The organism is Pseudovibrio japonicus (genome assembly GCF_014651595.1).
Taxonomy (GTDB): Bacteria; Pseudomonadota; Alphaproteobacteria; order Rhizobiales; family Stappiaceae; genus Pseudovibrio; species Pseudovibrio japonicus.
Genome location: NZ_BMXE01000001.1, coordinates 1022560 through 1047171, shown reverse-complemented (window position 1 = coordinate 1047171; position 24612 = coordinate 1022560). Strand labels below are relative to the sequence as shown.

The window sequence follows — 24612 nt, the reverse complement described above, 5'->3', positions numbered from 1 at the left end:
GGATCAAATGTCCGAGGATATTCTGGCAACACTCGCAGGCCTTGCGGGTGGTGTTTTGCTTGGCCTTGCTGCACGTCTGGGCCGCTTCTGCACGCTTGGCGCAATCGAAGACGCCCTCTACGGCAAAGAGTGGCTGCGCATGCGCATGTGGGCCTTCGCCATCGCCACCTCCATAGCCGCAACGTTCCTGCTGGCCGATCAGGGCCTGATTACGCTCGAAGAAACCATCTACCTAACCCAAAGCTGGAACCCGCTGGCCTGTATCACTGGCGGCCTGATGTTCGGCTACGGCATGGCCATGGCAGGCTCCTGCGGCTACGGCGCACTCGCGCGCCTCGGCGGTGGTGACATGCGCTACTTCGTGCTCTCACTGGTAATCGCGATTTCCGCCGCCATGGCAGTGGGTGGCCCAACCGCATACCTGCGTGTCTTCCTGTTTCCGCCAGAAGTCTCGCAGGCCAGCGCAACCGGCATCGCGCACCTCCTTTCCGAGAAGATCGCGCTTTCCAAACTCACCATTGCTCTGATCATTGCAGGCGCTATCGCCCTGTTCGCGCTCGGCAACAAAGAGTTCCGCAACAGCCCAAAGGCGATCATCACGTCTTTGACTGTTGCACTCGCCATTATCTCCGGCTGGCTCGCAACCAGCTATCTGTTTGAAGAAAGCTTTGAGGAGATCGGCGTCGCCAGCCACTCCTTCACGGTTCCGGTTGGCGATACGCTTATGTATCTGATGACTGCATCTGGTGGTGGCCTTTCCTTTGCCGTTGGCTCAGTTGTAGGGGTCCTTGGCGGGGCTTTCCTCGGCTCGCTCATCAAAGGCCACTTCAGATGGGAAGCCTGCGACGACCCGCGTGAGCTAAGACGCCAGATCCTCGGCGGCTTCCTCATGGGCACTGGAGGCGTCATTGCCTTGGGCTGCACCATTGGGCAGGGCATCTCCGCCTTCTCCACGCTCGCGATCAGCGCACCGCTTGTCATGCTTTCTATCGTGGCAGGCGCCGCCATAGGCCTTCAGCAACTAGTCGTTGGTTTCCGCCTTGCCTTCTGGAAGCAGTAGTTAACTTATGCACATCAGCCCAACGGCAGGAACCCTATTGAGGAAATTAGCCGTCAAATAAGCCGCTTACCCTCAACCTGCCGCTCAAACCCGTATATTTTTCTTGAGTTTGCTGCAGATTATCGCAATATTCCGCGCTGGTCACTTAATGTACCAAAGCGTCTTCGCAGCGTAGCCTGTGAAACGGGCTAGACTTTTCATCGCAAACAGGAAGCAACCATGACACGACCGACAAACGAAGCTCTGATTATGATCGATATTCAGAACGATTTCTGTTCGGGCGGAGCTCTGGCTGTAGAGCGCGGTGAAGAGATCGTCCCACTGGTCAACCAGTTGCAGAACGAGTTCGCCGTCAAGGTCCTAACGCAGGACTGGCACCCGCAGGACCACAAGTCCTTTGCCGACAATCACGAGGGCAAACAGCCCTATGAGATGACTGAGATGCCCTACGGCCCTCAGGTTCTGTGGCCAAGCCACTGCGTGCAGGGCACCAATGGCGCTGCGTTCCACAAAGACCTGAAAAACGACAGCGCTGACCTCATCGTTCGCAAAGGCTTCCGTCCATACATCGACAGCTACTCGGCTTTCTTTGAAAACGACCACACCACCCCAACCGGTCTATGCGGCTACCTGCGCGAGCGCGGGGTCGATACCTTGCATATGGTGGGTCTGGCGACCGATTTTTGCGTACGTTTTTCAGCAGTAGATGCCGCCAAGCAGGGCTTCAACGTTATCGTCCATCTGGATGCCTGCCGAGCCATTGATCTGAACGGCTCTCTGAAGGAGGCGATGGATGAGATGCAAAGCCACGGGGTCACTTTTGCTGACGAGATGGTTGCATAATGATCGATATTGCCTCCCGCGTTTACAACCACAATTGGAAAATTGACCCGATTGTGCGGTCCCTTATCGACACCGACTTTTACAAGCTTCTGATGGCCCAATCGGTTTTTCTGAACAAGCCGGACACACAGGTCACCTTCAGCCTCATCAACAGAGCTCAGCACATTCCGCTGGCGAAGATCATTGATGAACAGGAGCTGCGCGATCAGCTGGATCACATCCGCACGCTCTCCCTGTCTCGTGGTGAGAGCACATGGCTGCGCGGCAACATGTTTTACGGCAAGCGCTCCATGTTCCGCGCCGAGTTTGTGGAGTGGTTCGAAAACCTGACCCTGCCGCCCTACCATCTGGAGGTCAAAGGCGACCAGTATGAGCTGACCTTCGAAGGGGACTGGCCTGCGGTGATGCTTTGGGAAGTCCCGGCGCTTGCCGTGCTGATGGAACTGCGCTCCCGCGCCGTGCTCAAAAACATGGGCCGGTTTGAGCTGCAGGTTCTCTACGCCCGCGCCATGACCAAACTCTGGCAAAAGGTCGAGCATCTGCGCACGATTGACGACTTGGCCTTAGCCGATTTCGGCACCCGCCGCCGCCATTCCTTCCTCTGGCAGGACTGGTGCGTGCAGGCAATGATGGAAGGTCTGGGCAAGAAGTTTGTCGGCACCTCCAATTGCCTGATCGCCATGCGCCGCGAGGTGGAAGCAATCGGCACCAACGCCCACGAATTACCGATGGTCTATGCCGCGCTGGCCGAAACCGATGAAGAGCTGGCCGAGGCACCTTACAATGTGCTGCGGGACTGGCAGGAAGAGCATGACGGCAACCTGCGCATTATCTTGCCCGACACATACGGCACGGAAGGCTTCCTGAATAACGCTCCGGAATGGTTGTCCTCATGGACCGGCATCCGCATCGACAGTGGCGACCCTGTCAAAGGTGCAGAAGCTGCCATCAATTGGTGGCAAGCCCACGGCGAAGATCCGACCAAAAAGCGCGTCATCTTCTCTGATGGCCTGGACGAAGATATGATCGCCCATCTGCAGCGCAAATTCCATGGCCGTGTCCGGTGTAGTTTCGGCTGGGGCACCATGCTCACCAACGACTTCCGCGGCCTTGTGCCCAATGACGCACTGGCGCCGTTTTCACTGGTCTGTAAGGCTGTTTCTGCCAACGGCAAACCAACCGTCAAGCTTTCAGACAACCCCAACAAGGCCATGGGTCAGAGCGAAGAAATCGACCGCTACAAGCGCGTATTCGGTGTCGGAGATCAAACCCGCCAGAAGGTGGTTGTGTAATCAAACGTATTTTAGATAATACTTAAAATAATCCAATGGCATAGTTTCCCCATGCGTTAACAGTGTGTACCATGCGTCAAACAAAATAGTTATACGTGTAGGGGAGCGTGCACAAATGAGAAGATGGAACGGTTGGGGCGATGACTCGCACCAGGCGCAGCTGGCCGATTTCGCAAAAGCCTTGCTTGCAGACATTTTGGGTGAGACACATCCACTCCCTGATGCGACAATGCAAGAAGCCATCAAGAACGTTCCAGAATCCCGCGCACCAGAGCATCCTCTGCTGGATAAGTCTCCTGAAACGCGCGTGAGACATGCATGTGGTCAGAGTTTCCCGGATTGGCTGGAAATGCGGAGCGGCAAGTTCGGTTCTGTCGCAGATGCAGTTGCATTCCCGGAGACCACAGAGCACGTTCGCGAACTGATGGATTGGGCGGCGGAAAAGGATCTGATCCTTGTCCCGTATGGCGGCGGAACCTCGGTCGTCGGGCATTTGGCATGTCCTCGGAGTGACAAGCCGCAGATCACCGTAGCGCTTACCCGCATGAATCGCTTGCTCGATTTCGACAAGGAAAGCCAGATCGCGACCTTCGGCGCAGGTGTGCGTGGTCCGGATTTGGAAGCCCAATTGGCAGCAATCGGCTATACTCTCGGGCATTTTCCGCAAAGCTTTGAGCTTTCTACAGTAGGCGGTTGGGTGGTCACTCGCTCCTCTGGTCAGCAATCTCTGCGTTACGGACGCATCGAACAGCTCTTTGCAGGTGGCATCGTTGAAACGCCGAAAGGCAAACTGGAAATCCCGAGCATTCCAGCTTCTTCCGCAGGCCCGGATCTGCGCGAAACCATCCTCGGCTCGGAAGGCACAATGGGCATCCTGACCGAGGTAAAAGTCCGTGTGACCCCGCTGCCGGAAGCAGAGCAGTTCTACACAGTCTTCATGCCGGATTGGGAAAGCGGTGTCGCTGCCGTTCAAGCCATCACGCAAGGGCGTATTCCGCTTTCAATGCTGCGTCTCAGCAACGCAAAAGAAACAGACATCATGCTGAAACTGGCTGTGCCTGAGAAGAAGCTCTCCAAGCTGAACATGCTCTTCAAGTTCAAGGGCCTGACCGATCAAAAATGTATGCTCACATTCGGTCTGACGGGCTCCAAGAAGCAAGTCGCAGTCAATGAGAAACTCGCAAACGTTCATCTCAAGCACCATGGCGCAAAGCGTGTCCTCTCTAAGATGCTGGGCGATAAGTGGCAAGAAAACCGTTACAAAGGCCCGTACCTGCGACATCCGCTGTGGGAGCACGGTGTGGCAGCAGACACGTTTGAGACCGCGATGGATTGGTCCGCTCTGCGCCCTTACATGAGCGAGATTGAGGATAAGGTCTGCAATGCGCTGAAAGAGCAGGGAATACCTGTGTTTGCCTACACGCACCTCTCACATGTCTATCCTCAAGGGTCCAGCGCATACACCACTTACCTGTTCCCGGTCGCCAGCTCCTATGAAGAAACCATGGAGCGCTGGAAGATCGTCAAGAAAGTTGCCTCGGAAACCGTGGTGGCCCATGGTGGTACCATCTCTCACCAGCACGGTGTCGGACGAGACCACGCTCCTTACTTGCCAGCGGAAAAAGGTGAGCTGGGCATGAGCACATTGAAAACGCTCAGCAAGCACTTCGACCCGGACGGGCGCATGAACCCGGGTGTTCTACTTGGTGACGAAGTCGCGAGTAGCACCGAACCTGCATGAAACTAAGCGTTCCTGCGAAGATCTGGGAGAGGTTTTCGCAGGAAGAGACGCGCGATAAAATGACTGGAGCAGTTGGCGTTTATGCGGAAACGCCAACTGCCTAAGGAATTTGAGGAGGGGCAATGGGAAACACGGGCCAATTCAGCAGAGAGCAAAAGCTCGCATCTGTGAAAGAGCGCAACAAGCCTTGGGATATGGTTGTTGTCGGCGGTGGCATCACCGGAGCAGGCGTTGCTCTGATGGCAGCAAGAAGTGGCCTTGATGTCCTGTTGCTAGAAAAGAAAGACTACGCGTGGGGCACGTCCAGCCGCTCCTCCAAGATGGTCCACGGCGGCCTGCGCTATCTTGCGCAAGGTGAGTTCGGACTGGCGCGCGAATCTGTACGCGAGCGCGAAAAGCTTCTGAAGGAAGCCCCCGGTCTCATCGAGAACCTGAGCTATCTCTTCCCGTTCCGCGAAAAACAATTCCCAAACCGCAGTGCCTTTTCGGTGATCTTGAATATCTACGGGTACTTCGCCAAAAAGCGCGACCACAAACATCTGGATCGCGATCAGACCATCGCAGCTCTACCCGGCCTCAAAGCTGAGGGCCTGCTTGGTTCGGCCCAGTACACCGATGCACTGACAGATGACAGTAGGCTGGTCCTGCGTGTTCTGGCTGAGGCGAGACGCTGTGGTGCAACCACGGTGAACTATGCTGCGGTGAAGACCGTAACGGCACAAGGAGAGGGCGCAAAGCAGCTTGAGATTGAGGACGCCGAAACTGGAGAGACACTGAAAATCTCCAGTAAGACCGTCGTCAATGCAACTGGCGTCTGGGCTGATAACCTGCGCGAACAACTAGGGCAGGCCAAGCGCATCCGCCCCTTGCGCGGCAGCCATATCGTCGTACCTTCCTGGCGCTTACCCGTTCACCAGTGCCTTGGCTACCTTCACCCGCAGGACAAACGCGGCGTCTTCATCTACCCGTGGATGGGCCGTACGGTCATCGGCACAACAGATCTGGACCATAAAGGTGATCTTGATCTGGAAGCTGCTATCTCGCCTGAGGAAGTGGACTATCTCCTCGATGGCGCCAACCACAACTTCCCCAGTGCAAAGCTGGCTGAAACAGATGTGATCTCCACATGGTCCGGCGTGCGGCCAATTGTTGGCGATGAAGGCGTGGACCCCAAGGAGCTGCATCCATCAAAGGCCAAACGCGATCATGTGGTGTGGGATGATAAAGGCGTCATCACAGTAACAGGCGGCAAACTCACCACCTTCCGCGTGATGGCAGGGCAGGTGCTGGAGGCGTGCACTCCCTATCTGGATGGCGCACAAACCTCAGGGCATTACGACTTTGTCTTCGACCCAAAACTGGCTGAGTTTGATGAAAAGAGCTTCCCGAACCTGTCCAGGTCAGACCTGAAGCGCCTTAGCGGCTTTTATGGCACCGATCTGCCAGCGCTTGCAGCAAACGCCTCAAAGCGTGATCTGTCACACGTCTCCGGCACAAACCGCCTCTGGGCAGAGCTGGACTGGGCTGTGCTGCATGAAGACGTTGTGCATTTGGATGACCTCCTGTTGCGCCGGACAAGAATTGGTCTGGTTCTGGCTCACGGCGGTGCGGAACTGGCGAACGAGCTTGAAACAAGGCTTCGAGAGAAGCTCGGTTGGTCCATGAATAAATGGCAGGAAGAGTGGTCGCGATACGAGCAGATCTGTCGCAAGCATTACAGCCTGCCATCTGCACGGGCCGCACAAACACAGGAATTGGCTCCTGAGGCGGTGACAGGATGACAGAAACACTTCTCGCCATTGACTGCGGCAGTCAGAGTATCCGCGCCCTGCTGTTCTCACCAGACGGCACGCTGCTCGCCAAAGTGCAAAAGCCGATCACCGAATATCGTAGTGACAACCCCGGCTGGTCAGAAATTGATCCGCTCATCCTCTGGGAACTGCTGGGCCGCTGCTGCCGTGAGCTCTGGGACGGAGGCGCCGATCCCGCTGCGGTGAAGGCGATGAGTGTCACCACCCAGCGCGGCACCCAGATCGCAGTTGATCAAAGAGGCAACCCTTTACGCCCTGCAATCACGTGGATGGACGAACGCATCGAAGACCGGCAAAAACCACTTCCGTGGCTTTGGAAAACGATCTTCGGCGTGGCGGGTCTGTCCCGTGCGATCAAAAGCGTTCGCAGTGAAGCCGAGGCCAACTGGATCGCAACGAACCAGCCGGATATTTGGAAAAAGACACACAAATTCCTGCAGGTCTCCGGCTACCTCAACTACAAACTTACTGACGTATTTCGCGATTCAACCGGCGCGCAGGTCGGCTACGTTCCCTATGACTATAAAAAACAGCAATGGGCCAGTAAAAAGCATTTCCTCTGGGACCTCTTCTCGGTCAAGCGCGACCAGTTGCCCGAGCTCATCGAGCCCGGAAAGCCCATCGGCTATGTGAGCGCTGAGGCCGCCGAGTACACAGGCTTGCCGGAAGGCTTACCGGTGATCTCTGCTGCTGCTGACAAAGCCTGTGAGGTGGTTGGCTGCGGAGCTCTGGACGCCTCCGTCGGCTGCCTGAGCTACGGTACAAGAGCCACAGCCACCATTCATTCCAAAAAGTACTTTGAGGTTGAACGCCCGCTGCCAGCTTATGCTGGCGGAATCCCGCAAATGTATACACCGGAGGCCTCCGTCATCCTGGGCTACTGGATGGTCAGCTGGTTTAAGGAAGAATTCGGGCACCCAGAGCAGGAAAAAGCCAAGGAGTTCGGCAGTCCTGTGGAGGTCTTCTTCGACGATCTGCTCAACAGCACGCCACCGGGCTCCCACGGCCTGACCTTGCTGCCGAAATGGGGCCGTGACAACGGCTCCTCCACGCCGATCAAAGGCGCAATTATCGGGTTTGGCGACAGCCACACCAGAGGCCACATCTACCGCGCGATCATCGAAGGCATCACGCTAGAACTGCATCGCGGCCTGAAGCGAATTGAACGTAAAAGCGGAGAGAAGATCAAGGTCCTGCGTGTATCCGGCGGCGGCTCCCAGTCAGATGCCATCATGCAGATCACCGCAGATGTCTTTGGCCTGCCAACCGAACGCCCACACACCTTCGAGAGCGCAGGATTGGGCGCGGCCATCGCGGCCAGTGTTGGCGTTGGCCTCTATCCGGACTTCAATCAGGCCATGAAGGCCATGACGCGGCAAAACGAAGTGTTTGAGCCAAACCCTGAAACGGTGCAGCTCTACAAGCAGCTGTTCGAGGAAGTCTATCTGGCTATGCCACGCAGACTTGCCCCGCTGAACAAGGCGCTCAGAAGGATTGTTGGCTAGGACCGTTTGTCCTTAAGCTGCGAATGTGTGTGCGTCGCTAGGGCTTTTGCCAGCGACTGCACGCGCTTTGATGCGACAATTTCTTTTTTATTCGCAAATACTTCGTGGTTCTGCGAGATCTTTTGCAGATCATAAAGGTAGTTGACCATCACGCCCGCCGATTTCCGCCTGCCATTTTCCGAGGTGTCCGCCCCCACATGCACCTCATGTACCAGCGCGCCGTTAAACAAATGAAACCGCGCCACCGGATCAAACGGCATATCATCCTCCCGCTTGGCCTCTAGCAGATAGTACGCTGCCAGCTCTTTTAACGCTCCGTCATCTTTAGGCAGATCCACTCCGTGGTGGTCCGCCCACTTGCAAAAGGTTGGCAAAGGAGAAAGCGTCACAAAGGTCTTCAACTGCCGCAGCTGACGAGAAAGATCCTGCACCACTTGCTTAATCAGCGAGTTACCAAAAGAGATACCGGCCAGTCCGCTCTGACAGTTCGAGATCGAATAGAACACCGCCGTGTCCACTTCGTCGATCGGAACAACCTCTCGCTCTTCTGCAAGCACCCGTTGAATGGAGGAGGGCACGCCTTTGGTCAGCGCCACCTCCACAAAGATCAGCGGCTCATCGGGCAGGGCAGGATGGAAAAAGGCAAAACAGCGCCGGTCTTCCGGTTGCAGTCGTCGGCGCAAATCATCCCAGCTATCAATGGCATGCACGGCCTCATGGGTGATGATCTTTTCCAAAATCTGCGCCGGACTATCCCAGTTGATCGGTCTCAATACCAGAAAACCCCGGTTGAACCACGAGTTGAACAAATGCCGAAAGTCCAGATCTGTTCTGGCAAGATCAGGTTCTTTCTTGATGAACCCCAGCAGGTCCCGGCGCATGGTCACAAGCTGATAGGTGGCTCCGGGCACCTGATTGAGGCGTCTGGCAGCTCCTGCCGCTTTGGCTCGGCAGCCCGAACAAGCTTTCTGTAGTTGGCTTCTGTTTTGGAAGCTTTATAGGCTGAAACAAGGCGTGCCAATTCCTCTGCATCAATGTCCATCTCGCTGTTTAGAAACTCGAAGAACGCCCGCTTCCCCGCAGGATTCGCGGTTGCATAGCCGTCGAGAATTTCGTGAGCAATCACGGCACCGGAAACTTCCCCCTGACTGCTCATCAAAGCCTTGCAAAGCTCGGTGAGTGGACGTTCGTCCCGCTTGCCCTTAAATACATACCGACGATCAAACAGTGGAGAAAGCAAATCTGCCAGCAAGCTCATGGTAAGGCGTCCCCTGGTTGCGCAGTGCAAAGTGCATAACTAAATTACCTCAAGCCTAGCAATCGACTGTGACAAACGGAATGCAACAAACAACTTAACGATGAAGTGATCCCTAACAGGACTCTCACATCTGTAATTGCGCAGGCAGAGTACCTAACTTGGGAGTAGTAGGCGATGGAGGGATCCATGAAGATCAACGGCGATTTTTCAAAACGAGTACTCGAATTCAGTGACGAAATTCAATGGATCGAGTCCCCTATAAAAGGCGTTGACCGCCGGCCACTTGACCGTTTAGGCGGTGAAGTTGCACGGGCGACCACTGTTGTTCGCTTTGCACCCGGCAGCCAGTTTTCTGAACATGTTCACACCGGCGGGGAAGAGTTCTTCGTTCTGGATGGAGTGTTTCAGGATGAGCATGGAGACTTCCCAAGAGGCTCCTACATCCGCAACCCGCCAGAATCCAAGCACACTCCCGCCTCACAACCCGGCTGCACCATCTTCGTGAAACTCTGGCAGTTCGACCTCCAGGATCGGACTCACGTGCGCACCGACACAAATAAACTGGGCCGCGTGAATGATGCTGAGCGTGAGGGTGTTGCCGTCTCCCCGCTGTTTCAGGACGAGCGTGAAAACGTACGCCTTGAGTACTGGCAGCCCGGCGTAAGCCATGCCGTAAACGCAAAAGGCGGTGCGGAAATCTTCGTGCTACGTGGCACAATCACAGAGGCCGGAGAAAATCTCCCCAAACACGCTTGGCTCCGCGTCCCAATCGGCTACGATCTCACCATCAAAGCAGGTGAGAAGGGAGCCAAACTCTGGATCAAGTCCGGGCACCTCCCCTATGTCACCGCGCCATTCACGGGGTAAGGGCGTCTCCCTAATCTGTCTCTAAAGCCGCGTTTTCTCGGGCCTAGTCAGGTACTTGCATACAAGGTGCTAGGCTTTCACGCGACAGCTGTTGCCCGACCCAACTGTGAGCCAGTTCCAGCACATCAGACATGCGCGATGTCCCGTCTGCATCAATCATAGAGTGATCGTAGCTGGAAAACTCTACGTAGGTGAGATTGCACCGCTTGGCATCCGCGAACCTGTCAGCAGTCATGCGAGCAGATTGAACAGCACTGGAACTATCCGCTGAACCATGGAGAAGGAGAAAGGCCGAGTTCGCCTTCAACATGTCGTCTACAGGCTTCCGATCAATTGCATCAGCCCAATAGCGGTAGCTGGATCCTGCCCATGTATCACTGCTCTCCGGATTTTCACGAGCATGGGCGAAGGCGGCATCAACAGCTGGCCATTCTGCCTCGGGAACCGAATGCCGACGCATTGTGTCCATGATGGAGTCCTGAACCATCTGACCAAACGTGACGCCGCCACCTGTAGAGATAAGGACCACCACATCAGCGTGTGATGGCTCTGCAAGGGCTGCCGCGACGCTACCGCCTTCCGAGCCTCCAATCAAAACAAGGTCGCCATCCCACCAATCGCTGGAATGCAGAGCGTTGATGATTTGCAGATAGTCGGCAATGCGTTGGGAAACACTATGCTTTGCATAGAACTCTGCCGAACACTCTTCGCTACCATCACCCGGATTTACGCCATACTTCTCAACCCTGAGTGCTGCAAAACCCGAAAAGACGGATCGCACGTGAGTAAGGTTTGCATTGTGATCAGCAGACGTACATCCAGAGCCCTGCATAAGCACAACCAATCCCACACCCTTCACAGCGGAGTCCGGAATATCCAGAATCCAATGAAGCGGACTGCCATCGGGGCGAGCAGTCGTGAACGTTTGAGCAAGTGAGACCGCCGAGGAGAGAAAAAAACCTACAGCGGAGAAAATAATAAAAGCTACGCAGTTCTTCCAAAGCGCATGGGGTTGCATCTCAATGCCTCAACAAGAATAAGTATCTATAAAACCTAATAAATCCAGTGAGCGATATGCTCTGTCTGCAATAGTTTAAACCTGAGAGAGCGACAAACTACGCATCATAAGAAGCTGCTGCGTAGAGCCCTAAACGCCTCAAGGATAGCCGCGCTTATAGTCTGATGGTTCCCTTCAACCTCGAAATTCTGCTCGCACATCGACGATAAAGACATCACTTCAGGCGCACCTGAGCCAAGGGTAGCGCACTCAAAAAAATGGGCAAACCCATGATAGTCCTCATGGGTTTGCCCTGATCGTGTTTACGGGGTAACGACCCGTCTTAAAGCTGCTTTTCCAGCCAGCTTCGGCTCCCTTCTTGCAGCGTGCTGCGCGCAGATAAGATGTTTGCAACATGCTCAGGGAAGGAGGAAAGCTCGTAGCTCAGTGTGTACTCCAGCTCGCCTTGTGTGCCATTGGTGTGCCAGGTCACGTGCTGCACAGCTGGCGTATTGCCACTCAACACAGCGGGCTTCTCAAGCCATGGAAGCGCAGAAAGCGTCGTTTCCTCAGGAACCTCAATCTGTGGAGGCGCGAGCTCCGCCAGTTCCAGTTTCTGTGAGACCTGCGTGGAAATAGGCAGCGTCCATAGTACAGTCAGGAACCAGAGCAGGGCAGGGACGCGAGCAACCTCTACAAGTCGCAGTTTGAACTTGCCCTCCAGGAACTGCGAGATCATCACCAACCCGGCTAGAATAAGCACGACCCCAAACGCCAGTTCCCGTGCGCTTAGCTGCGGGGACAGGAAGATGAACATTGTCACCAGCAACACCAGCAGCGCGAAGGATAAGCCGCAATAAAGCTTTGTCAGCGCAGATACTTCAGGATCAAATTTCGGACGGTTCTTAACCCCGGTTTTCTGCAGTTTCGTGGTTTTGCGGCGCCTGTCTTCAGGCCGCCAGCCTGTTGGCTTGAACCAAAGCCGGATTTTATCCCACCAGCTGCGGGTATGCAGGCTGTCACGAAACAGCATGGACCAATGCTGCAGATTTGCAGATACAGGGTTCCATGTTCTCAGCGGGGTTGTTGTGCCGTAGTGACAAGGATGCTCCGCTACCTCTGGTTGCCAGGTGCCAAACACACGGTCCCAAATCACCAGCGTTCCACCAAAATTCTTGTCGATGTAAATCGGGTTCTTGGCGTGGTGCACCCGGTGGCTTGATGGCGTGGAGAACACACCTTCCATCAGCGGAATACGATCAATCGCCTGCGTGTGCAGCCAGAACTGATAGGCCTTAAGCACAAGAAACTGCACAAGAAAGACCTCAGGCGGGCAGCCGAGGAACGCCAGCGGCAGGTAGAAAACCCAGGAGAAAGCATACTGAAACGCGCTCTGTCGCAGCGCAGTGGTCAGGTTATACTCCTCGCTCTGGTGATGCCCCACATGCGCGCCCCAAAGCACGTTGTAGGTGTGCGCGATGCGGTGGAACCAGTAATAACAAAAGTCCACCCCAAAGAAGAAAACGACCCATGTGAGCCAGCTCGTAGAGGCAAAATCAAACAGGCGATGGGATGACCACGCCCAGATAAATACCCCGAATGTAAAGGTTTTTAGCAGCGCATCTGAAACGAGCAGACATATGCCCATCGATAGGCTGGCAATGTTGTCGTTAAACCGGTGAAGATCCCGCCCTCTGATCCGCAGATAAGCATACTCTACCAGCATGAAAAACAGAAACAGCGGGATACCCAACGCCGTTATGTTATACTCTGCCATTTAATCCCCCCTCGCGCATTGCTGCCCAAGCCTTGGCAACCCGCGTAAAATACAACATGCATGCTTCTCAACGTCCGTCCCACTGTCGAAAAGCACAGGCAAACACAAGTAAGTAAGGCAGGTCGGCAGGATGCAGAGATAAGCCGGACCGCTCTTATGACTCATGTGTTGACTTTAACGTAAAGGCCGGTCGGCGGACTGACAACTTAAATTTATGCGTCTAGATCACAAATTGTCGCAAGATCCGAAACTGTATCCTTCAGGCTTTCAGCTGCGCTAACATGTCTGAGGATAAGATAATCTGCTGTATTCCCTAGAAGAATCAGCAATTACAGTGCGGCAACTGCGCACATTACATACAAAGTCTCTGCAAATTTTGTTTGAATTGCGCTAAGTTAATTGACAGGCAAGTAGGGGTGCCCTACTTAGCGGCCTTCAGATTTTCTACAGGGCCTACACCTGCGACTGAATTTGGTTACTCGCTTACGTACTGGGGAGTGCAAGAGTGAGTGAGTAAACTGTTCTTCGTGTGCCTGTAGTTTTGGGAATAACCGAGTTTTCTGAACAACAAAGAGATAATCACCAGGGGACCACATGACTGAGCTGCTTCTTTCAACACTTGCAGGTGTCATTATTGGCGCAATTTTCACCGCAATCAAACTGCCTATTCCAGCTCCGCCAGTTCTTTCTGGCTGTGTAGCAATTCTTGGCGTTTGGGGTGGACATCAGCTTGTGCTGCAGATTACGGAACGCTTCTTTTCCTAAAGCCCACACCCAAAAATGCCGCCGATTTTCCATCAGGAAGACGCGCATAAGGGATTTTGGGGCGAACTTTAAAAGCGGTGCTGTTTTTCAGCACCGCTTTTTTTGTGCTTGCACAATAAAGAAAGAGAAAGTTATATAAAAACAAAAATATTATTATATGGAGATTCCTATGAACATCCTTTTCATCTCTGGAAGCACCAGAGACGGCTCATTGAATAAGAGCCTGCTGGACGCTGCTGCGAAAGAGGCGCGCAAGTTGAACCACCAAACGGCCATTCTGCCGGACCAACTGGCATCTTTTCCCCTTTTTCATACAGAAATCGAAGCCGATCCCCTTATTCAGGACAGCCTCTTGGTTCTTCGCCAACAGATTGAAGCAGCTGATGTAATCCTGATCTCCTCACCAGAATACAATGGCTTCCACACCCCGCACCTTCACAACTTGTTCACCTGGGTGTCCAGACGCGCAAAAGGACAATCCCACTCTGTGCTTGAGGGAAAGATCATGGGTCTGCTTTCCGCCGCACCGGGCCAGTTTGGCGGCGTAAGAATGCTGCCGCGCCTGGCATCTTTCGCCGCTGATCACGGCTGCTGGGTGCACCCAAGATACGTGGCTGTTGGCGGTATGGCGTCCAAGACTGATGAGAACGGCCAGCTAACCTGCTCTGAAACAACCAAAAAACTGCGCAACCTGATTGATCAGCTCTGCCAGATGGCGACGCCCGCCCGCGTTGCAGAGCCAGCATAAGCATCCAGTCTACATCTGACGAAGAAGCAAACCCGTGTTGAACAAGGCCGGGTTTGCTGATGCCTGCCTGACTATCTTGCGAGCACTTTGAACAAACAATGGGCAGCAGTCTGGTTGCCATCACGAAAGCCAAAGATATTGGATAAAACTAATTTATCCATAAACGGCAATATCTTAGATATAATTAGGGGGCATCTCATCAAGTTGGCACACCCCTTGCTAAGGTACCTGCGTACATCCCTTAAAAGAAGTACGCAGCAACGAGAAAGTGCCCATATAGCGCGCGGAGAGGGGGCAGCCAAAGGAACTCACAATGCCACGTTTGGAGAGGCGGGCCTTTACCGAGGCTTAAGGCGAGTGAATTTCTGATCTGCGCGCCGGGGGGAGATGAAGCAGTAGGCATCTCCCCCTTTTCCTTTCGCAGTCTTGAATAAGTTTGCGTCGGTTTGTGCGTTGCTTTGCGTTCTTTATGTATTTCTAGCGTTGCAATGGACAAAACATGGAACTTCTCACATCTTTTGATGCTACTTTGGTGTTTGGGTTTATCGTCACCTTTATGGCGCTCAACTTCACCCCCGGTCCCGCGGTCCTGAAAGTGGTTGGTGACAGCATCTCAAACGGGATTGGTAAAACCCATGCCAGCATGGCGGGCGTGTTCGGTGCCAACCTTATGTACGCATTGCTCGCCGCTGCGGGCATGAGTGCGCTGCTGCTGTCTTTCCCGGTCCTGTTCGAGACGGTCAAATGGATTGGCGTAGCTTATCTATTGTATCTCGCATATGGCTCCTTCAAAGCAGCCCTCTCAGCCTCGCTGGGCGAAGCGAAAGAACGCAAGCCAGCTTCCGCGCTGAAACTGTTTCTCACCTCCTTCGCAATGCAGGGTGCCAACCCCAAATCGGTGCTGTCATTCGGCGCCATGCTGCCAGTATTTGCAGGGGAAGGTGAGGGCATGGCTGGGCGCATGATGGCGCTGGCCGTCTTCAATATCGCGCTGGAATATCCCGCCTTGCTATTTTACGCCTATCTGGGAACGCGCGCTTCAAAGTTTGCTGTCTCAGCCCGCTCCCGCGCGCTGATGGATGGTTTTGCTGGTACAGCTCTGACAGGGGCTGCCTACATGATCTCGAAAAGCACGCTGAAGACGCAGTAAAAACAGACGCCTCAGCTGTTCAGGAAGGCCAGTGCCTTTTCGTTGAACAGCTGGGGGTTCTCGAACATCAGGAAGTGGCTCCCACCATCGGCCTCACTGAAGACCTCAAGGGAGGCATTTGGCATAGTGTTGGCGATAAACTGTTGTGACGCCAGCGGATGCGTGCTGGTTTCACCTGTAAACAGTAAAGTGCGCTGGTGAATGTTGGGCAGAAGGGGGCGCCAGTCCTGCATCATAAGGTTCTCAATCAGAGAAGCAGCATACATTCGGGGCAACTTCAGGTTCTCCGCAGCCAGCTCACGCAAAGCAGCTTCACTGAGCTTGCTCGTGAACATCTTTCCAATAATCGCAAGGTGATCCTCAACAGTGCGTGTCTTGCGAACAGCGACCACCATTTCGTCGAGTGACTCCAAAGAGGGGTGAATAGCGCCTGCCTCTTCGATCTCTCGTTCTGTCCAGGAAGGCCGCGCCAACAAAGCAGCAGGCTCGTCAATAGAAATCAGACGACGCGGAGGACGCTCGGTCCCGAACATCGCCACATAATCCCAGAGCATCGCAACGGAAAGAGAATGCCCAACTGCATCGAAGTCGCGAAGGTCCAGCGCCTCCACTACATCAAACAGATCCTTGGCAAACCGTTCAATCCGATACCCATCTGCGGGCTTTTCCGATTCACCATGCCCCCGGTTGTCGAGCGCAATTACTGTGTGACTCTGGCAAAAGTCAGCAAACTGCCCTGCATACACGGTTGCGGTTTGACACCAACCACCCAGCAAGAGAACAGGTCGTCCATGCCCACCTGTCAGATAGGAGAGCTGCACGCCGTCACGGGTCTGTACAGTCTTGCGTTCCATGGTGGTTAGGGTCCTTCCAGCACCATCTTAAGAGGTGGCGAGGATGCTATTAGCCAACCGTTACGCATCCATGAAAAAGACCCATCAGGTGTTTTTAATAATACCTGTCCCGTCCAGTGCTCTGAACAACTGGTCCTGTATTTCACGGAGATGGCAGCTCCCCCGGTGGTACTCTCCATGAAAACCCAGTTACCTCTTGCTGCTCAGCTGTTCAGGAAGGCCAGTGCCTTTTCGTTGAACAGCTGGGGGTTCTCGAACATCATAAAGTGACTCCCCCGATCAGCTCTGCTGATTACTTCGAGTGAAGCATTGGGCATGCAACTGGCAATGAACTCCTGCGCGGCCAGCGACAAATTACTTGCTTCCCCACCGAACACCAAACTGCGCTGGTGGATGCTGGGAAGGATCGCCCGCCAGTCCTGCAACACATTGTTCTCAAGCAGATCGGCTGCGTGGTCTCGGGGAAATTTCAGGTTCTCAGCAGCCAGCGCACGCAAGTCTGTATCACTGACGGAGCTGGTGAACATTGCGCCAATGAAAGCAAGGTGATCGTCGACATTCTGTGTCCCGCGAATTACTCGTAATAGCCCGTCCAGCCCCTCCAGCGAGGGTACAAATGCGCCGGTCTCGGCAATCTCTTGCTCTGTCCAGGACGGTCGTGCCAGCATTGCACTTGGTTCGTCGATAAAGACTAACCGACGCGGAGAGCGCTCTGTATCAAACATGTCCAGATAGGCCCACATTAAAGAAACGGAGAGGGAGTGTGCCACCACGTCAAAGTCAGTCAGGTCCAGTGCCTCAATCACATCATAGAGGTCTTTGGCAAGCCGCTGCATGCGATAACCGCTCGGCGGCTTCTCAGATTCTCCGTGGCCCCGATTGTCGAGCGCATACACTCTATGGCTTTGCGTGAAGGCCTCAAACTGTCCGGCATATACTGTTGCTGCCTGCGACCAGCCGCCAAGCAAAATCACAGGGCGCCCCTGACCTCCTGTAAGATAGGAGAGCCGGACCCCATCACGGGTCTGCACGGACTTACGTTCCATGGTGGATAGGCTCCTTCCAACACCATTTCAACAAGTTGCCAGAATGCTAGTGGCCATCGGTTACGCATCCATGAAAAAGACCTGTCAGGTGGAATCGACCATACCAGTCCACCCGGAGCTCTGAATAACTGGTCCTGTTTTCTCGGAGGTCAGTGTGAGGAGGATAGCGCGGAGCCTGATGCAACACAGCCGCGAAAAATGTTCGAAAGCGAGAGCACCATGTATCCGGCAACATTGACGTTCTCTCAGGTGCTTAGCCCGCCCAAATTGTACAATATCGGGGACCCAGCTACACCCACCGGCATTTTTCAGATGAAACCATAATATGGGATAAGCGTTCCTCCAGAGGCTAATACCAATTCAAATTTCTGGATCCAGTTGTGGGCCAGAACGTTGACAGGGCAGGCCGGAAGAAAGCTATGCTCATGCTGTTTCTGATGGGGGGAAGGGGATCTTCCAACGGGGACACACAAACTCAGGCAGTCGAAGCATGCTTGGTGTGCGCACTGCAAATATCCTGAAAGTGGGGAGGAGGCGCGCCTATGGAAACTACTAACTGTGCTGATACGATAATCAGACTGGAAACATGGTGCACAGAGGACCGGCAGATCAACTGCATCCTTTCCGCGAGCGGCGATACCCTTATCTCCAACCACACCCTATGCTTCAGCATGCTCGCGCCTTGCGAGGTGGCCGAAGGTGCCAAACTGCGACGCATGACAGCAAGCTACGTTGAGCTGCACTTTGAGCAGGATGTGCTGGGAGCAGCGCAGTCACAACAGTTCTCGCTCAGATACGAGAACAATAGAACCCCCGCCAACCGCAGCTGGTTGCCCAAAGGCGCTTACCTGCGTTTGCAGGATGGCTGCATATTGCCAGTTGAAATCGTCGCGCGCGGGATCGACCCGAACTTTACCACCAAGCTACCCGAGCAACAGGCCAACCCATCGTCCCGCGATCTCATGCTGACCCCAACACCGCAAAGCTGGGAGCCCTCTGGTGATCAGCTGCATATGGGTGATGGTTACATGCTGGATGCTTCCTGGGATGCGGAGGAAGCGGCGACAAGTGTGCTGGCTGTCGAAGCTCTGGCACAGCGCAACAACATCGCCCCGTTCCTGTCGCAGAACGGCGTCCCGCTGCGCTTCATCAGAAAGCAAACTTTGGCAGAAGATGCTTATGAACTGACAATCTCACCAAAAGAGATCACCCTTGCCGCATCCACTGCTGCTGGCGTCTTTCACGGTGCAATCACACTGCTCAATCTTAAGCTGATCTGTGGCGGCACGATACCCTGCGGCCAAGTCACAGATGCCCCGCGTTTCGAATGGCGCGGTCAGCATCTGGACTGCGCTCGCCACTACTACCAGCCGGAAACACTGCTGCGCCTGCTGGACATGATGGCCTTACTCAAACTCAACCGCTTCCACTGGCACTTCTGCGATGATGAAGCCTTTCGTTTAGAGGTGGAAAGCTATCCGCAGCTCTGGCAACAATCCGGCCTGCGCGGGGAGGGCAGAGTTGTTCCGGGAGTTTTCGGTGGAACCGCTGGTCCGCAAGGGGGGACCTATTCGAAAGCCTTCGTCAAGGAACTGGTCGCCCATGCAAAACATCTGCACATCGAAATCCTGCCGGAGATCGAGGTTCCAGCCCACTCTTGGGCAGCACTTCAGATTCATCCGGAACTGAGAGATTCAGTGGATCAGAGCAACGAGGTCTCTGTTCAGGGCTACCTGAACAACACCATCAACCCAGCCCTGCCAGCAGCGTGGACCTACATGGAAGCGCTGACCAAAGAGGTTGCCGGTCTCTTCCCATTCGCCCACCTCCACTTGGGCTGTGATGAGCGTCCACCTGCTGCATGGACCAAATCTCCTGCCATCGAAAAGCTGAAAACAGAGCAGGGCTTTGCGACGGCGGATGATGTGCAAGGCTGGATGATGGACAAACTCGCTGCCTACATCCGCTCGTTGGGTGTCCGCCCTGCTGCATGGGAGGAAGCATCCAAAGGAGCAAACGGCGGCATTAACAACGATGCCATCCTGTTCTCATGGACACAGCAGGGGCCCGGACTGGAGGCCGCACGCAAAGGCTACTCCGTCGTCATGACACCTGCCGCTCATGCATATTGGGATTTAGCACCTTCTGCTGACTTCAACGAAATCGGCCTCAACTGGGCAGGCAACACCAGCCTTGCAGACAGTATCAACTGGGACCCGGTGCCAGAAAACGAACCGGAGTTGGAGCGCAAAATCATCGGCGCCCAAGGCTGTCTATGGTCAGAGGTCGTCCAACAAGATGCCAACATGGAAACCATGATGGCCCCACGCATTCTGGGCATCGCAGAAATCGGCTGGGCCACCCGCGCCAACAAACCTGATGCCGAGCAACTCACGCAAAAAGCAGCCTGCTACGCCAAGCTTTTCTCCGCCATCGGCTGGCATCAGGACGTGCGGGATTGAATAATTATGCTCCGCTCAGCACCTTGGAAGCGGGTCGTTTTCGTCTTAAGCGCTGCGCGCTCCCGCGGCGTTCCTTCATGCGATCGAGAACCTGATCCGCCAAGGCCATGGTGGCTTGGTGATCCTGATATTGAACAGGCGAGATGAAAGTATTGGGATAGCACACGACATCGTTGACTGAAGTTCCAGCACCCCTTCCCAAACAGAACTTAACAATTGAACAGGCCAAGACGCTCAAACTGATAACGAGAGGTGCAGCTGGTTGCAGTGTTTAGTAAAATATAGCGGGCAAAGATAATCTATAATTATTGTCCAGTTACTACGCGTTCTTCAACAATTCGCTTTCTGAGGGTTCATTGCTGCTACAGGAAGCTGCCTTTCTTACATACCTACAATTAAAGAGCGCACAAATGAAAACCATAATGGCTCTATCTGGCCTTGCCTTCGTTCTCGCGGCCTGTACGAGTACCTTCTCTCAAGCCGATTGCGAGGCAGGAGACTGGCGATCAATAGGCGATGCTGAAGCAGGACGTGGCCTACCCTCGGAAATCAACCGCCATATCGAGGCCTGCGCCAGATACGGCGTAACACCTGACAGGGCTGCCTATGAGCAAGGTCGGCAGTCTGGTTTGCAGCGTTACTGTACCTATAACTCGGGTATCTTTTGGGGTGAAAGAGGCGCCAAGTATAGTGGAGTATGCCCTGCGGCAACCGAAACAACCTTCCTGCAAGGGTATGCTTTTGGCACTGAATTACGCGTCGCCAATAATTACGTAAGCGACGCGGAAGATGCATTGGAGGAAGCACGCGAGAACCGGGATCGCCGTAGCGCGAGAGAAGCCCGACAAGATCTACGTGATGCACGCTTCAGACAAGATGTCCTGGAAGAACTCAACCCTCGCAATCCAACGAGCGTTTCTCCGTTTACCGGTTCTCAATAGACAGTCAGGCGAGTGCCAATACGGATATTTTTCTTTGGTTTTCGCAAAAAAATACCCACGAAAATGGCGAGTTAGAGCTTGGCGCGTGAATGCATACGAACGCACCAAGCTCTAGTGTATATGACTTGAGGAAGGTGTGGAACGCACTTAGCGAACTCCGATTTGCTATTTCTGTGCTGCGACGAACTCGACCTTTATGCGATCTGGGTCCTCAAGAAAGAGGGCATAATAATCCTCTCCGCCATTCGCAAAGGGGTACCTGTCATCGTAGAGCAAAACGACACCCTCAGCGATGCAGTGCTGCCTGATCATATCGACGTGTTCTCTGCTTTCGACTGAAAAAGCGAGATGGTTCAGCCCGACACCACAACGATGGTAGACGTGAGACTTATATTTGGGCGCGACCTGCACAAAGGTGAGATACGCATCATTCCCATTCGCAAGCGTAAACCCATCATCCCATACTGAGGTCTCTCTGTAGTTCAGATGGGAAAGAAGCTTTGACCAGAAATGCCGTGAAATGTTTTTATCAGAAACGTAAAGCTCAATATGATGCAACAAACTATGCTTCCTTTTAAATTGAAGGAAATCTCAATGGCTTTGCGCAGATATTAATAACCCCTAGGCACTACGCAATTCTGCGACAAAATCATAGATATCGCCGCGATAGACACCCGTGGTCAGCTCAATTACCCGTCCGCTGGGCAGGTAGGCGGTGCGGTCGATGTAAAGCGCTGCATCTCCGGGGGCCACTTCGAGCAGTTCAGCCTGTTCTTGCGTCAGTTTGCAGGCGGAAATACGCTGGATCGCACGAGAGGGGCGAATGCCTTGCTCAGACAAAACCTCATAAAGCGAGGTCACCACATCATCCGGGTTAGGCAAGAACTCGCTGGAGAGTGAACTGGTCTCCACGGCCATCGGAATACCATCCGCACGGCGCAAACGCTTGATGCGCACAACCTGCTCGCCGGATGCCAGACCAAGCGATACAATCTCCTCAGGTGAGGGCAGATAGGTTCCGCTTTCCAGAAGTTCAGAGGAAGACGTCATGCCGCGCCGCTGCATGTCCTCGGTAAACGAGGTCAAACGCGACAGTGATTGTTCCATGCGCTGCACCTTGGGTGCCACAAACGAACCGGACCCGCGACGCTGAATCACCAGCCCGTCTTCCACCAGCTGCCCAATCGCCTTGCGAATCGTTACCCGTGACAGGCCGGTCATCGCCGCCAGCTCTCGTTCCGCCGGCAACGTCGCTTCAGCAGGCAAATGCCCGTTTTTGATCGCAGATTCCAGATGGCGCTGCAGCTGCAAGTACCTCGGCCCTCCACTTTGATGGTGCCAGGACGTGGGAGAAAACAGCTCAGAATATTGGGTTTGGTTTATCGCCATAGTGCCAGTCAATCAAAGTTGCGCTTTGTGTTTTGATAAGACCTTTTTAAGACCAATGCAAATTTCGAAAGAGATAAAATTGCGTGAAACTCCCAATAAATCGCTGAATCCCGCCATGAAATAGGATTGAGGGTTTTGAGGTAGTAAAGTGGTAGACAAATGGATTTGTGTTGGTACTGTTTTAAGACTCGCAAAAAACGTGGTTCGTCTCCCTGGCGATAACAAGACGCAAGTGGCGAGTGACAGCCGATCACTTTTGGGAACTGGGGAGAGCGCATGACACATGCGTCTGGGGACACGCTGGCCTATCAGGGCGAGAGCCGCGGTCCATCACAAAAGCAACAAGCTAGATTGAACGGGCTGATGCGCTCGCAGGCAACCTTTGCTTGGGCTTTGATTGCACCGGCAGCACTGTATCTTATGCTCGTCGTGGCGTGGCCACTGGTGGAGACAATCCGCCTGTCGTTCACCAACGCCAATATTGGCGGTGAGGCTTATATCGGCACCGCCAACTACGAAAAACTGCTCAGCTCCCGCAAGTTCAGCCAGACGATTTCCAGAACCTTCTACTGGATGTTCCTGTCCGTCTCACTCAAGATCATTCTGGGCCTGATCGGCGCAACGCTGCTCAACGCAGCCATCCCCGGTCGCGCCCTGTTCCGCATGCTGGTCATGCCTCCATGGATTGTGCCGGTCGCCATTGGTTGTTTCGGCTGGCTGTGGCTCTACAACGGTCACTTCGGCATCATCTCCGGCGTTCTGCAATATATCGGCATTCTGGATGGACCCTTCGAGTTCCTCGCCTACAAAAACAGCGCGTTCTATGCAGCAGTAGTCACCGATGTCTGGGTCGGCCTGCCCATGGTGACCATCTTCATGCTCGCGGCCATGCAAGGTGTACCGCGTGATCTTTATGAGGCAGCCTATGTGGACGGTGCCTCCCGCTGGTACCGCTTCCGCCGCATCACCATTCCGCAAATCCTGCCAGTGATCATCACTATGTCTATCCTGTCGATCATCTGGACCTTCAACTCCTTCGAGATCATTTGGATCCTGACCGAAGGCGGACCCCGCAGCGCAACCACCACCCTGATCATCGATACCTACAAGATGGCCATCGCAAACTTCAAATTCGGGCAGGGGGCGGCACGGGCTGTCATCGTGGTGACACTGCTCAGCGTGTTCTCTCTGGTCTACCTGTTTGCGCTCCACCAGATCAAAAAACGTTTCGAGGCAGTCTGACATGATGGATCATTACTCACTGCCGCATAAGATTTTCCTCTACGTCTGCGTGGCGCTTTTCCTTGGCTTCATTCTGCTGCCATTCTTCGAGATGTTCATGACCTCCCTGCGGCCACTGGAGCATCTGTTCCGCTCACCCTACCAGTTTTGGTCCGACGACTTCTCGTTCAAAGCCTACGCCCAGATGTGGGTGACGGTGCCCATGCTGCCCCGCTACATCGCAAACAGCATGTTTATTTCCTTGTCGGTCACAGCACTGGCGCTCACGTTCATCATCCCTGCTGCCTACGCCTATGCCCGGTTTGATTTCAAAGGCAAAACGCTCAGCCTCGGCATCTTTCTGGCGGTCAACATGTTCTCAGGCGCTGTCCTGCTCATTCCGCTCTACAAGCTCCTGAGAACCTACGGCTTGCTAAACACCTACTTCGCCATGATTGTTCCGGGCGCCGCTTTTCTGGTGCCCATGGGCATCTGGCTCCTAAAATCCTATCTGGAAAAAATCCCTCGCGAACTGGAAGAGGCCGCCTTTATGGATGGCGCCAGTCGGCTTTACACCCTGCGCCGCGTGGTTCTGCCCTTGGCCGTTCCGGGCCTGATGGTGGTGGGGGTCGCCGTGTTCCTGTCTGCCTACGCACAGCAGTTCCTGTTCGCAATTACGTTCAACAGCGTCAAAGAGTTTATGCCTCTGCCAGCGGGCATTCTTGAGTTCATCGGTTTTCAGTCGGTCAAGTGGAACCAGATGATGGCAGCAAGCATTATTGGAATACTGCCCGTACTCGTAATTTTCTTATTTTTACAACGCTATCTGGTCGCCGGCCTCACAGCCGGCGCGCTTAAGGAGTGACTTTTTTTACTCTGGTTATC

Annotated in this window: 20 protein-coding genes and 1 pseudogene; 14 read left to right on the top strand and 7 right to left on the bottom strand. The window is 54.2% G+C overall.

All coding sequences use genetic code 11. The annotated features are described in order from the left end of the window. Nucleotides 1-7: 7 nt before the first annotated feature. From IE076_RS04650 to IE076_RS04625, 6 genes are all read left to right on the top strand, one after another. Nucleotides 8-1060, top strand: coding sequence for a YeeE/YedE family protein (locus tag IE076_RS04650; RefSeq protein ID WP_189435541.1), 1053 nt, complete (start codon nucleotides 8-10; stop codon nucleotides 1058-1060). 219 nt (nucleotides 1061-1279) lie between these two features. Continuing rightward, on the top strand, nucleotides 1280-1903 hold the full coding sequence (gene pncA / locus IE076_RS04645; RefSeq protein ID WP_189435540.1) for a bifunctional nicotinamidase/pyrazinamidase: 624 nt from the start codon (nucleotides 1280-1282) through the stop codon (nucleotides 1901-1903). After that, on the top strand, nucleotides 1903-3195 hold the full coding sequence (gene pncB / locus IE076_RS04640) for a nicotinate phosphoribosyltransferase (RefSeq protein WP_189435539.1): 1293 nt from the start codon (nucleotides 1903-1905) through the stop codon (nucleotides 3193-3195). The genes pncA and pncB overlap by 1 nt, the downstream gene beginning before the upstream one ends. A 115-nt stretch (nucleotides 3196-3310) precedes the next feature. Further along, complete coding sequence (locus tag IE076_RS04635; protein WP_189435538.1) at nucleotides 3311-4936, top strand: FAD-binding oxidoreductase; 1626 nt, start codon at nucleotides 3311-3313, stop codon at nucleotides 4934-4936. 122 nt (nucleotides 4937-5058) lie between these two features. Next, nucleotides 5059-6717: a glycerol-3-phosphate dehydrogenase/oxidase gene (locus tag IE076_RS04630; RefSeq protein ID WP_189435537.1), complete on the top strand. Its 1659-nt coding sequence runs from the start codon at nucleotides 5059-5061 to the stop codon at nucleotides 6715-6717. After that, nucleotides 6714-8252 carry an FGGY-family carbohydrate kinase gene (locus IE076_RS04625; protein ID WP_189435536.1) on the top strand — a complete coding sequence of 513 codons (1539 nt, stop codon included), beginning with the start codon at nucleotides 6714-6716 and terminating at the stop codon, nucleotides 8250-8252. Before IE076_RS04630 ends, IE076_RS04625 begins: the two co-directional genes overlap by 4 nt. Here the strand turns inward: IE076_RS04625 and IE076_RS04620 are convergent. Continuing rightward, a pseudogene (locus tag IE076_RS04620) lies at nucleotides 8249-9510 on the bottom strand (malonyl-CoA decarboxylase). The gene IE076_RS04625 and the pseudogene IE076_RS04620 overlap by 4 nt on opposite strands. Nucleotides 9511-9696: 186 nt before the next feature. Here IE076_RS04620 and IE076_RS04615 point away from each other — a divergent pair. Next, nucleotides 9697-10377 carry a cupin domain-containing protein gene (locus tag IE076_RS04615; protein WP_189435535.1) on the top strand — a complete coding sequence of 227 codons (681 nt, stop codon included), beginning with the start codon at nucleotides 9697-9699 and terminating at the stop codon, nucleotides 10375-10377. 43 nt (nucleotides 10378-10420) lie between these two features. Here IE076_RS04615 and IE076_RS04610 read toward each other — a convergent pair whose 3' ends face one another. Together IE076_RS04610 and IE076_RS04605 are read right to left on the bottom strand one after the other, a co-directional pair. Continuing rightward, on the bottom strand, nucleotides 10421-11395 hold the full coding sequence (locus IE076_RS04610; protein WP_189435534.1) for an alpha/beta hydrolase family protein: 975 nt from the start codon (nucleotides 11393-11395) through the stop codon (nucleotides 10421-10423). Nucleotides 11396-11717: 322 nt separating this feature from the next. Beyond that, the gene (locus IE076_RS04605) at nucleotides 11718-13151 is read right to left on the bottom strand and encodes a sterol desaturase family protein (RefSeq protein WP_189435533.1); all 1434 of its coding nucleotides are present in this window, start codon (nucleotides 13149-13151) and stop codon (nucleotides 11718-11720) included. Nucleotides 13152-13745: 594 nt separating this feature from the next. Between IE076_RS04605 and IE076_RS04600 the strand changes: the two genes are divergently transcribed. The 3 genes from IE076_RS04600 (at nucleotide 13746) to IE076_RS04590 (ending at nucleotide 15814) form a co-directional block, all read left to right on the top strand. Next, nucleotides 13746-13916, top strand: a complete 171-nt coding sequence (locus IE076_RS04600) for a XapX domain-containing protein (RefSeq protein WP_054665304.1) — start codon at nucleotides 13746-13748, stop codon at nucleotides 13914-13916. Nucleotides 13917-14085: 169 nt separating this feature from the next. Then, a complete protein-coding gene (locus IE076_RS04595) occupies nucleotides 14086-14664 on the top strand; it encodes an NADPH-dependent FMN reductase (protein ID WP_189435532.1) in 579 nt (192 codons plus the stop codon). 499 nt (nucleotides 14665-15163) lie between these two features. Further along, a complete protein-coding gene (locus IE076_RS04590; protein WP_209008816.1) occupies nucleotides 15164-15814 on the top strand; it encodes a LysE family translocator in 651 nt (216 codons plus the stop codon). An 11-nt stretch (nucleotides 15815-15825) separates the two neighbouring features. Here IE076_RS04590 and IE076_RS04585 read toward each other — a convergent pair whose 3' ends face one another. Together IE076_RS04585 and IE076_RS04580 are read right to left on the bottom strand one after the other, a co-directional pair. Continuing rightward, nucleotides 15826-16668 carry an alpha/beta fold hydrolase gene (locus tag IE076_RS04585; protein ID WP_189435531.1) on the bottom strand — a complete coding sequence of 281 codons (843 nt, stop codon included), beginning with the start codon at nucleotides 16666-16668 and terminating at the stop codon, nucleotides 15826-15828. Nucleotides 16669-16871: 203 nt separating this feature from the next. Further along, nucleotides 16872-17714, bottom strand: a complete 843-nt coding sequence (locus IE076_RS04580; protein WP_189435530.1) for an alpha/beta fold hydrolase — start codon at nucleotides 17712-17714, stop codon at nucleotides 16872-16874. A 542-nt stretch (nucleotides 17715-18256) separates the two neighbouring features. Between IE076_RS04580 and IE076_RS04575 the strand changes: the two genes are divergently transcribed. Together IE076_RS04575 and IE076_RS04570 are read left to right on the top strand one after the other, a co-directional pair. Further along, the gene (locus IE076_RS04575; RefSeq protein ID WP_189435529.1) at nucleotides 18257-20176 is read left to right on the top strand and encodes a beta-N-acetylhexosaminidase; all 1920 of its coding nucleotides are present in this window, start codon (nucleotides 18257-18259) and stop codon (nucleotides 20174-20176) included. A gap of 410 nt (nucleotides 20177-20586) precedes the next feature. Beyond that, complete coding sequence (locus IE076_RS04570) at nucleotides 20587-21117, top strand: DUF2799 domain-containing protein (RefSeq protein ID WP_189435528.1); 531 nt, start codon at nucleotides 20587-20589, stop codon at nucleotides 21115-21117. Between the two features lie 165 nt (nucleotides 21118-21282). On the opposite strand, the gene IE076_RS04565 is transcribed toward IE076_RS04570, so the two are convergent. Next, nucleotides 21283-21678, bottom strand: a complete 396-nt coding sequence (locus tag IE076_RS04565; protein ID WP_189435527.1) for a VOC family protein — start codon at nucleotides 21676-21678, stop codon at nucleotides 21283-21285. A gap of 60 nt (nucleotides 21679-21738) precedes the next feature. Beyond that, nucleotides 21739-22506, bottom strand: a complete 768-nt coding sequence (locus IE076_RS04560; protein ID WP_189435526.1) for a GntR family transcriptional regulator — start codon at nucleotides 22504-22506, stop codon at nucleotides 21739-21741. A 363-nt stretch (nucleotides 22507-22869) separates the two neighbouring features. Between IE076_RS04560 and IE076_RS04555 the strand changes: the two genes are divergently transcribed. Next, complete coding sequence (locus IE076_RS04555) at nucleotides 22870-23748, top strand: carbohydrate ABC transporter permease (RefSeq protein WP_189435639.1); 879 nt, start codon at nucleotides 22870-22872, stop codon at nucleotides 23746-23748. Between the two features lies 1 nt (nucleotide 23749). Further along, complete coding sequence (locus tag IE076_RS04550; RefSeq protein ID WP_189435525.1) at nucleotides 23750-24592, top strand: carbohydrate ABC transporter permease; 843 nt, start codon at nucleotides 23750-23752, stop codon at nucleotides 24590-24592. Nucleotides 24593-24612 lie beyond the last annotated feature (20 nt).

Bases quoted from the DNA above. Each gene is read 5' to 3' on its own strand.
- IE076_RS04650 (WP_189435541.1), top strand. From the start codon at position 8: ATGTCCGAGGATATTCTGGCAACACTCGCAGGCCTTGCGGGTGGTGTT.
- pncA (WP_189435540.1), top strand. From the start codon at position 1,280: ATGACACGACCGACAAACGAAGCTCTGATTATGATCGATATTCAGAAC.
- pncB (WP_189435539.1), top strand. From the start codon at position 1,903: ATGATCGATATTGCCTCCCGCGTTTACAACCACAATTGGAAAATTGAC.
- IE076_RS04635 (WP_189435538.1), top strand. From the start codon at position 3,311: ATGAGAAGATGGAACGGTTGGGGCGATGACTCGCACCAGGCGCAGCTG.
- IE076_RS04630 (WP_189435537.1), top strand. From the start codon at position 5,059: ATGGGAAACACGGGCCAATTCAGCAGAGAGCAAAAGCTCGCATCTGTG.
- IE076_RS04625 (WP_189435536.1), top strand. From the start codon at position 6,714: ATGACAGAAACACTTCTCGCCATTGACTGCGGCAGTCAGAGTATCCGC.
- IE076_RS04615 (WP_189435535.1), top strand. From the start codon at position 9,697: ATGAAGATCAACGGCGATTTTTCAAAACGAGTACTCGAATTCAGTGAC.
- IE076_RS04610 (WP_189435534.1), bottom strand. From the start codon at position 11,395: ATGCAACCCCATGCGCTTTGGAAGAACTGCGTAGCTTTTATTATTTTC.
- IE076_RS04605 (WP_189435533.1), bottom strand. From the start codon at position 13,151: ATGGCAGAGTATAACATAACGGCGTTGGGTATCCCGCTGTTTCTGTTT.
- IE076_RS04600 (WP_054665304.1), top strand. From the start codon at position 13,746: ATGACTGAGCTGCTTCTTTCAACACTTGCAGGTGTCATTATTGGCGCA.
- IE076_RS04595 (WP_189435532.1), top strand. From the start codon at position 14,086: ATGAACATCCTTTTCATCTCTGGAAGCACCAGAGACGGCTCATTGAAT.
- IE076_RS04590 (WP_209008816.1), top strand. From the start codon at position 15,164: ATGGAACTTCTCACATCTTTTGATGCTACTTTGGTGTTTGGGTTTATC.
- IE076_RS04585 (WP_189435531.1), bottom strand. From the start codon at position 16,668: ATGGAACGCAAGACTGTACAGACCCGTGACGGCGTGCAGCTCTCCTAT.
- IE076_RS04580 (WP_189435530.1), bottom strand. From the start codon at position 17,714: ATGGAACGTAAGTCCGTGCAGACCCGTGATGGGGTCCGGCTCTCCTAT.
- IE076_RS04575 (WP_189435529.1), top strand. From the start codon at position 18,257: ATGGAAACTACTAACTGTGCTGATACGATAATCAGACTGGAAACATGG.
- IE076_RS04570 (WP_189435528.1), top strand. From the start codon at position 20,587: ATGAAAACCATAATGGCTCTATCTGGCCTTGCCTTCGTTCTCGCGGCC.
- IE076_RS04560 (WP_189435526.1), bottom strand. From the start codon at position 22,506: ATGGCGATAAACCAAACCCAATATTCTGAGCTGTTTTCTCCCACGTCC.
- IE076_RS04555 (WP_189435639.1), top strand. From the start codon at position 22,870: ATGCGCTCGCAGGCAACCTTTGCTTGGGCTTTGATTGCACCGGCAGCA.
- IE076_RS04550 (WP_189435525.1), top strand. From the start codon at position 23,750: ATGATGGATCATTACTCACTGCCGCATAAGATTTTCCTCTACGTCTGC.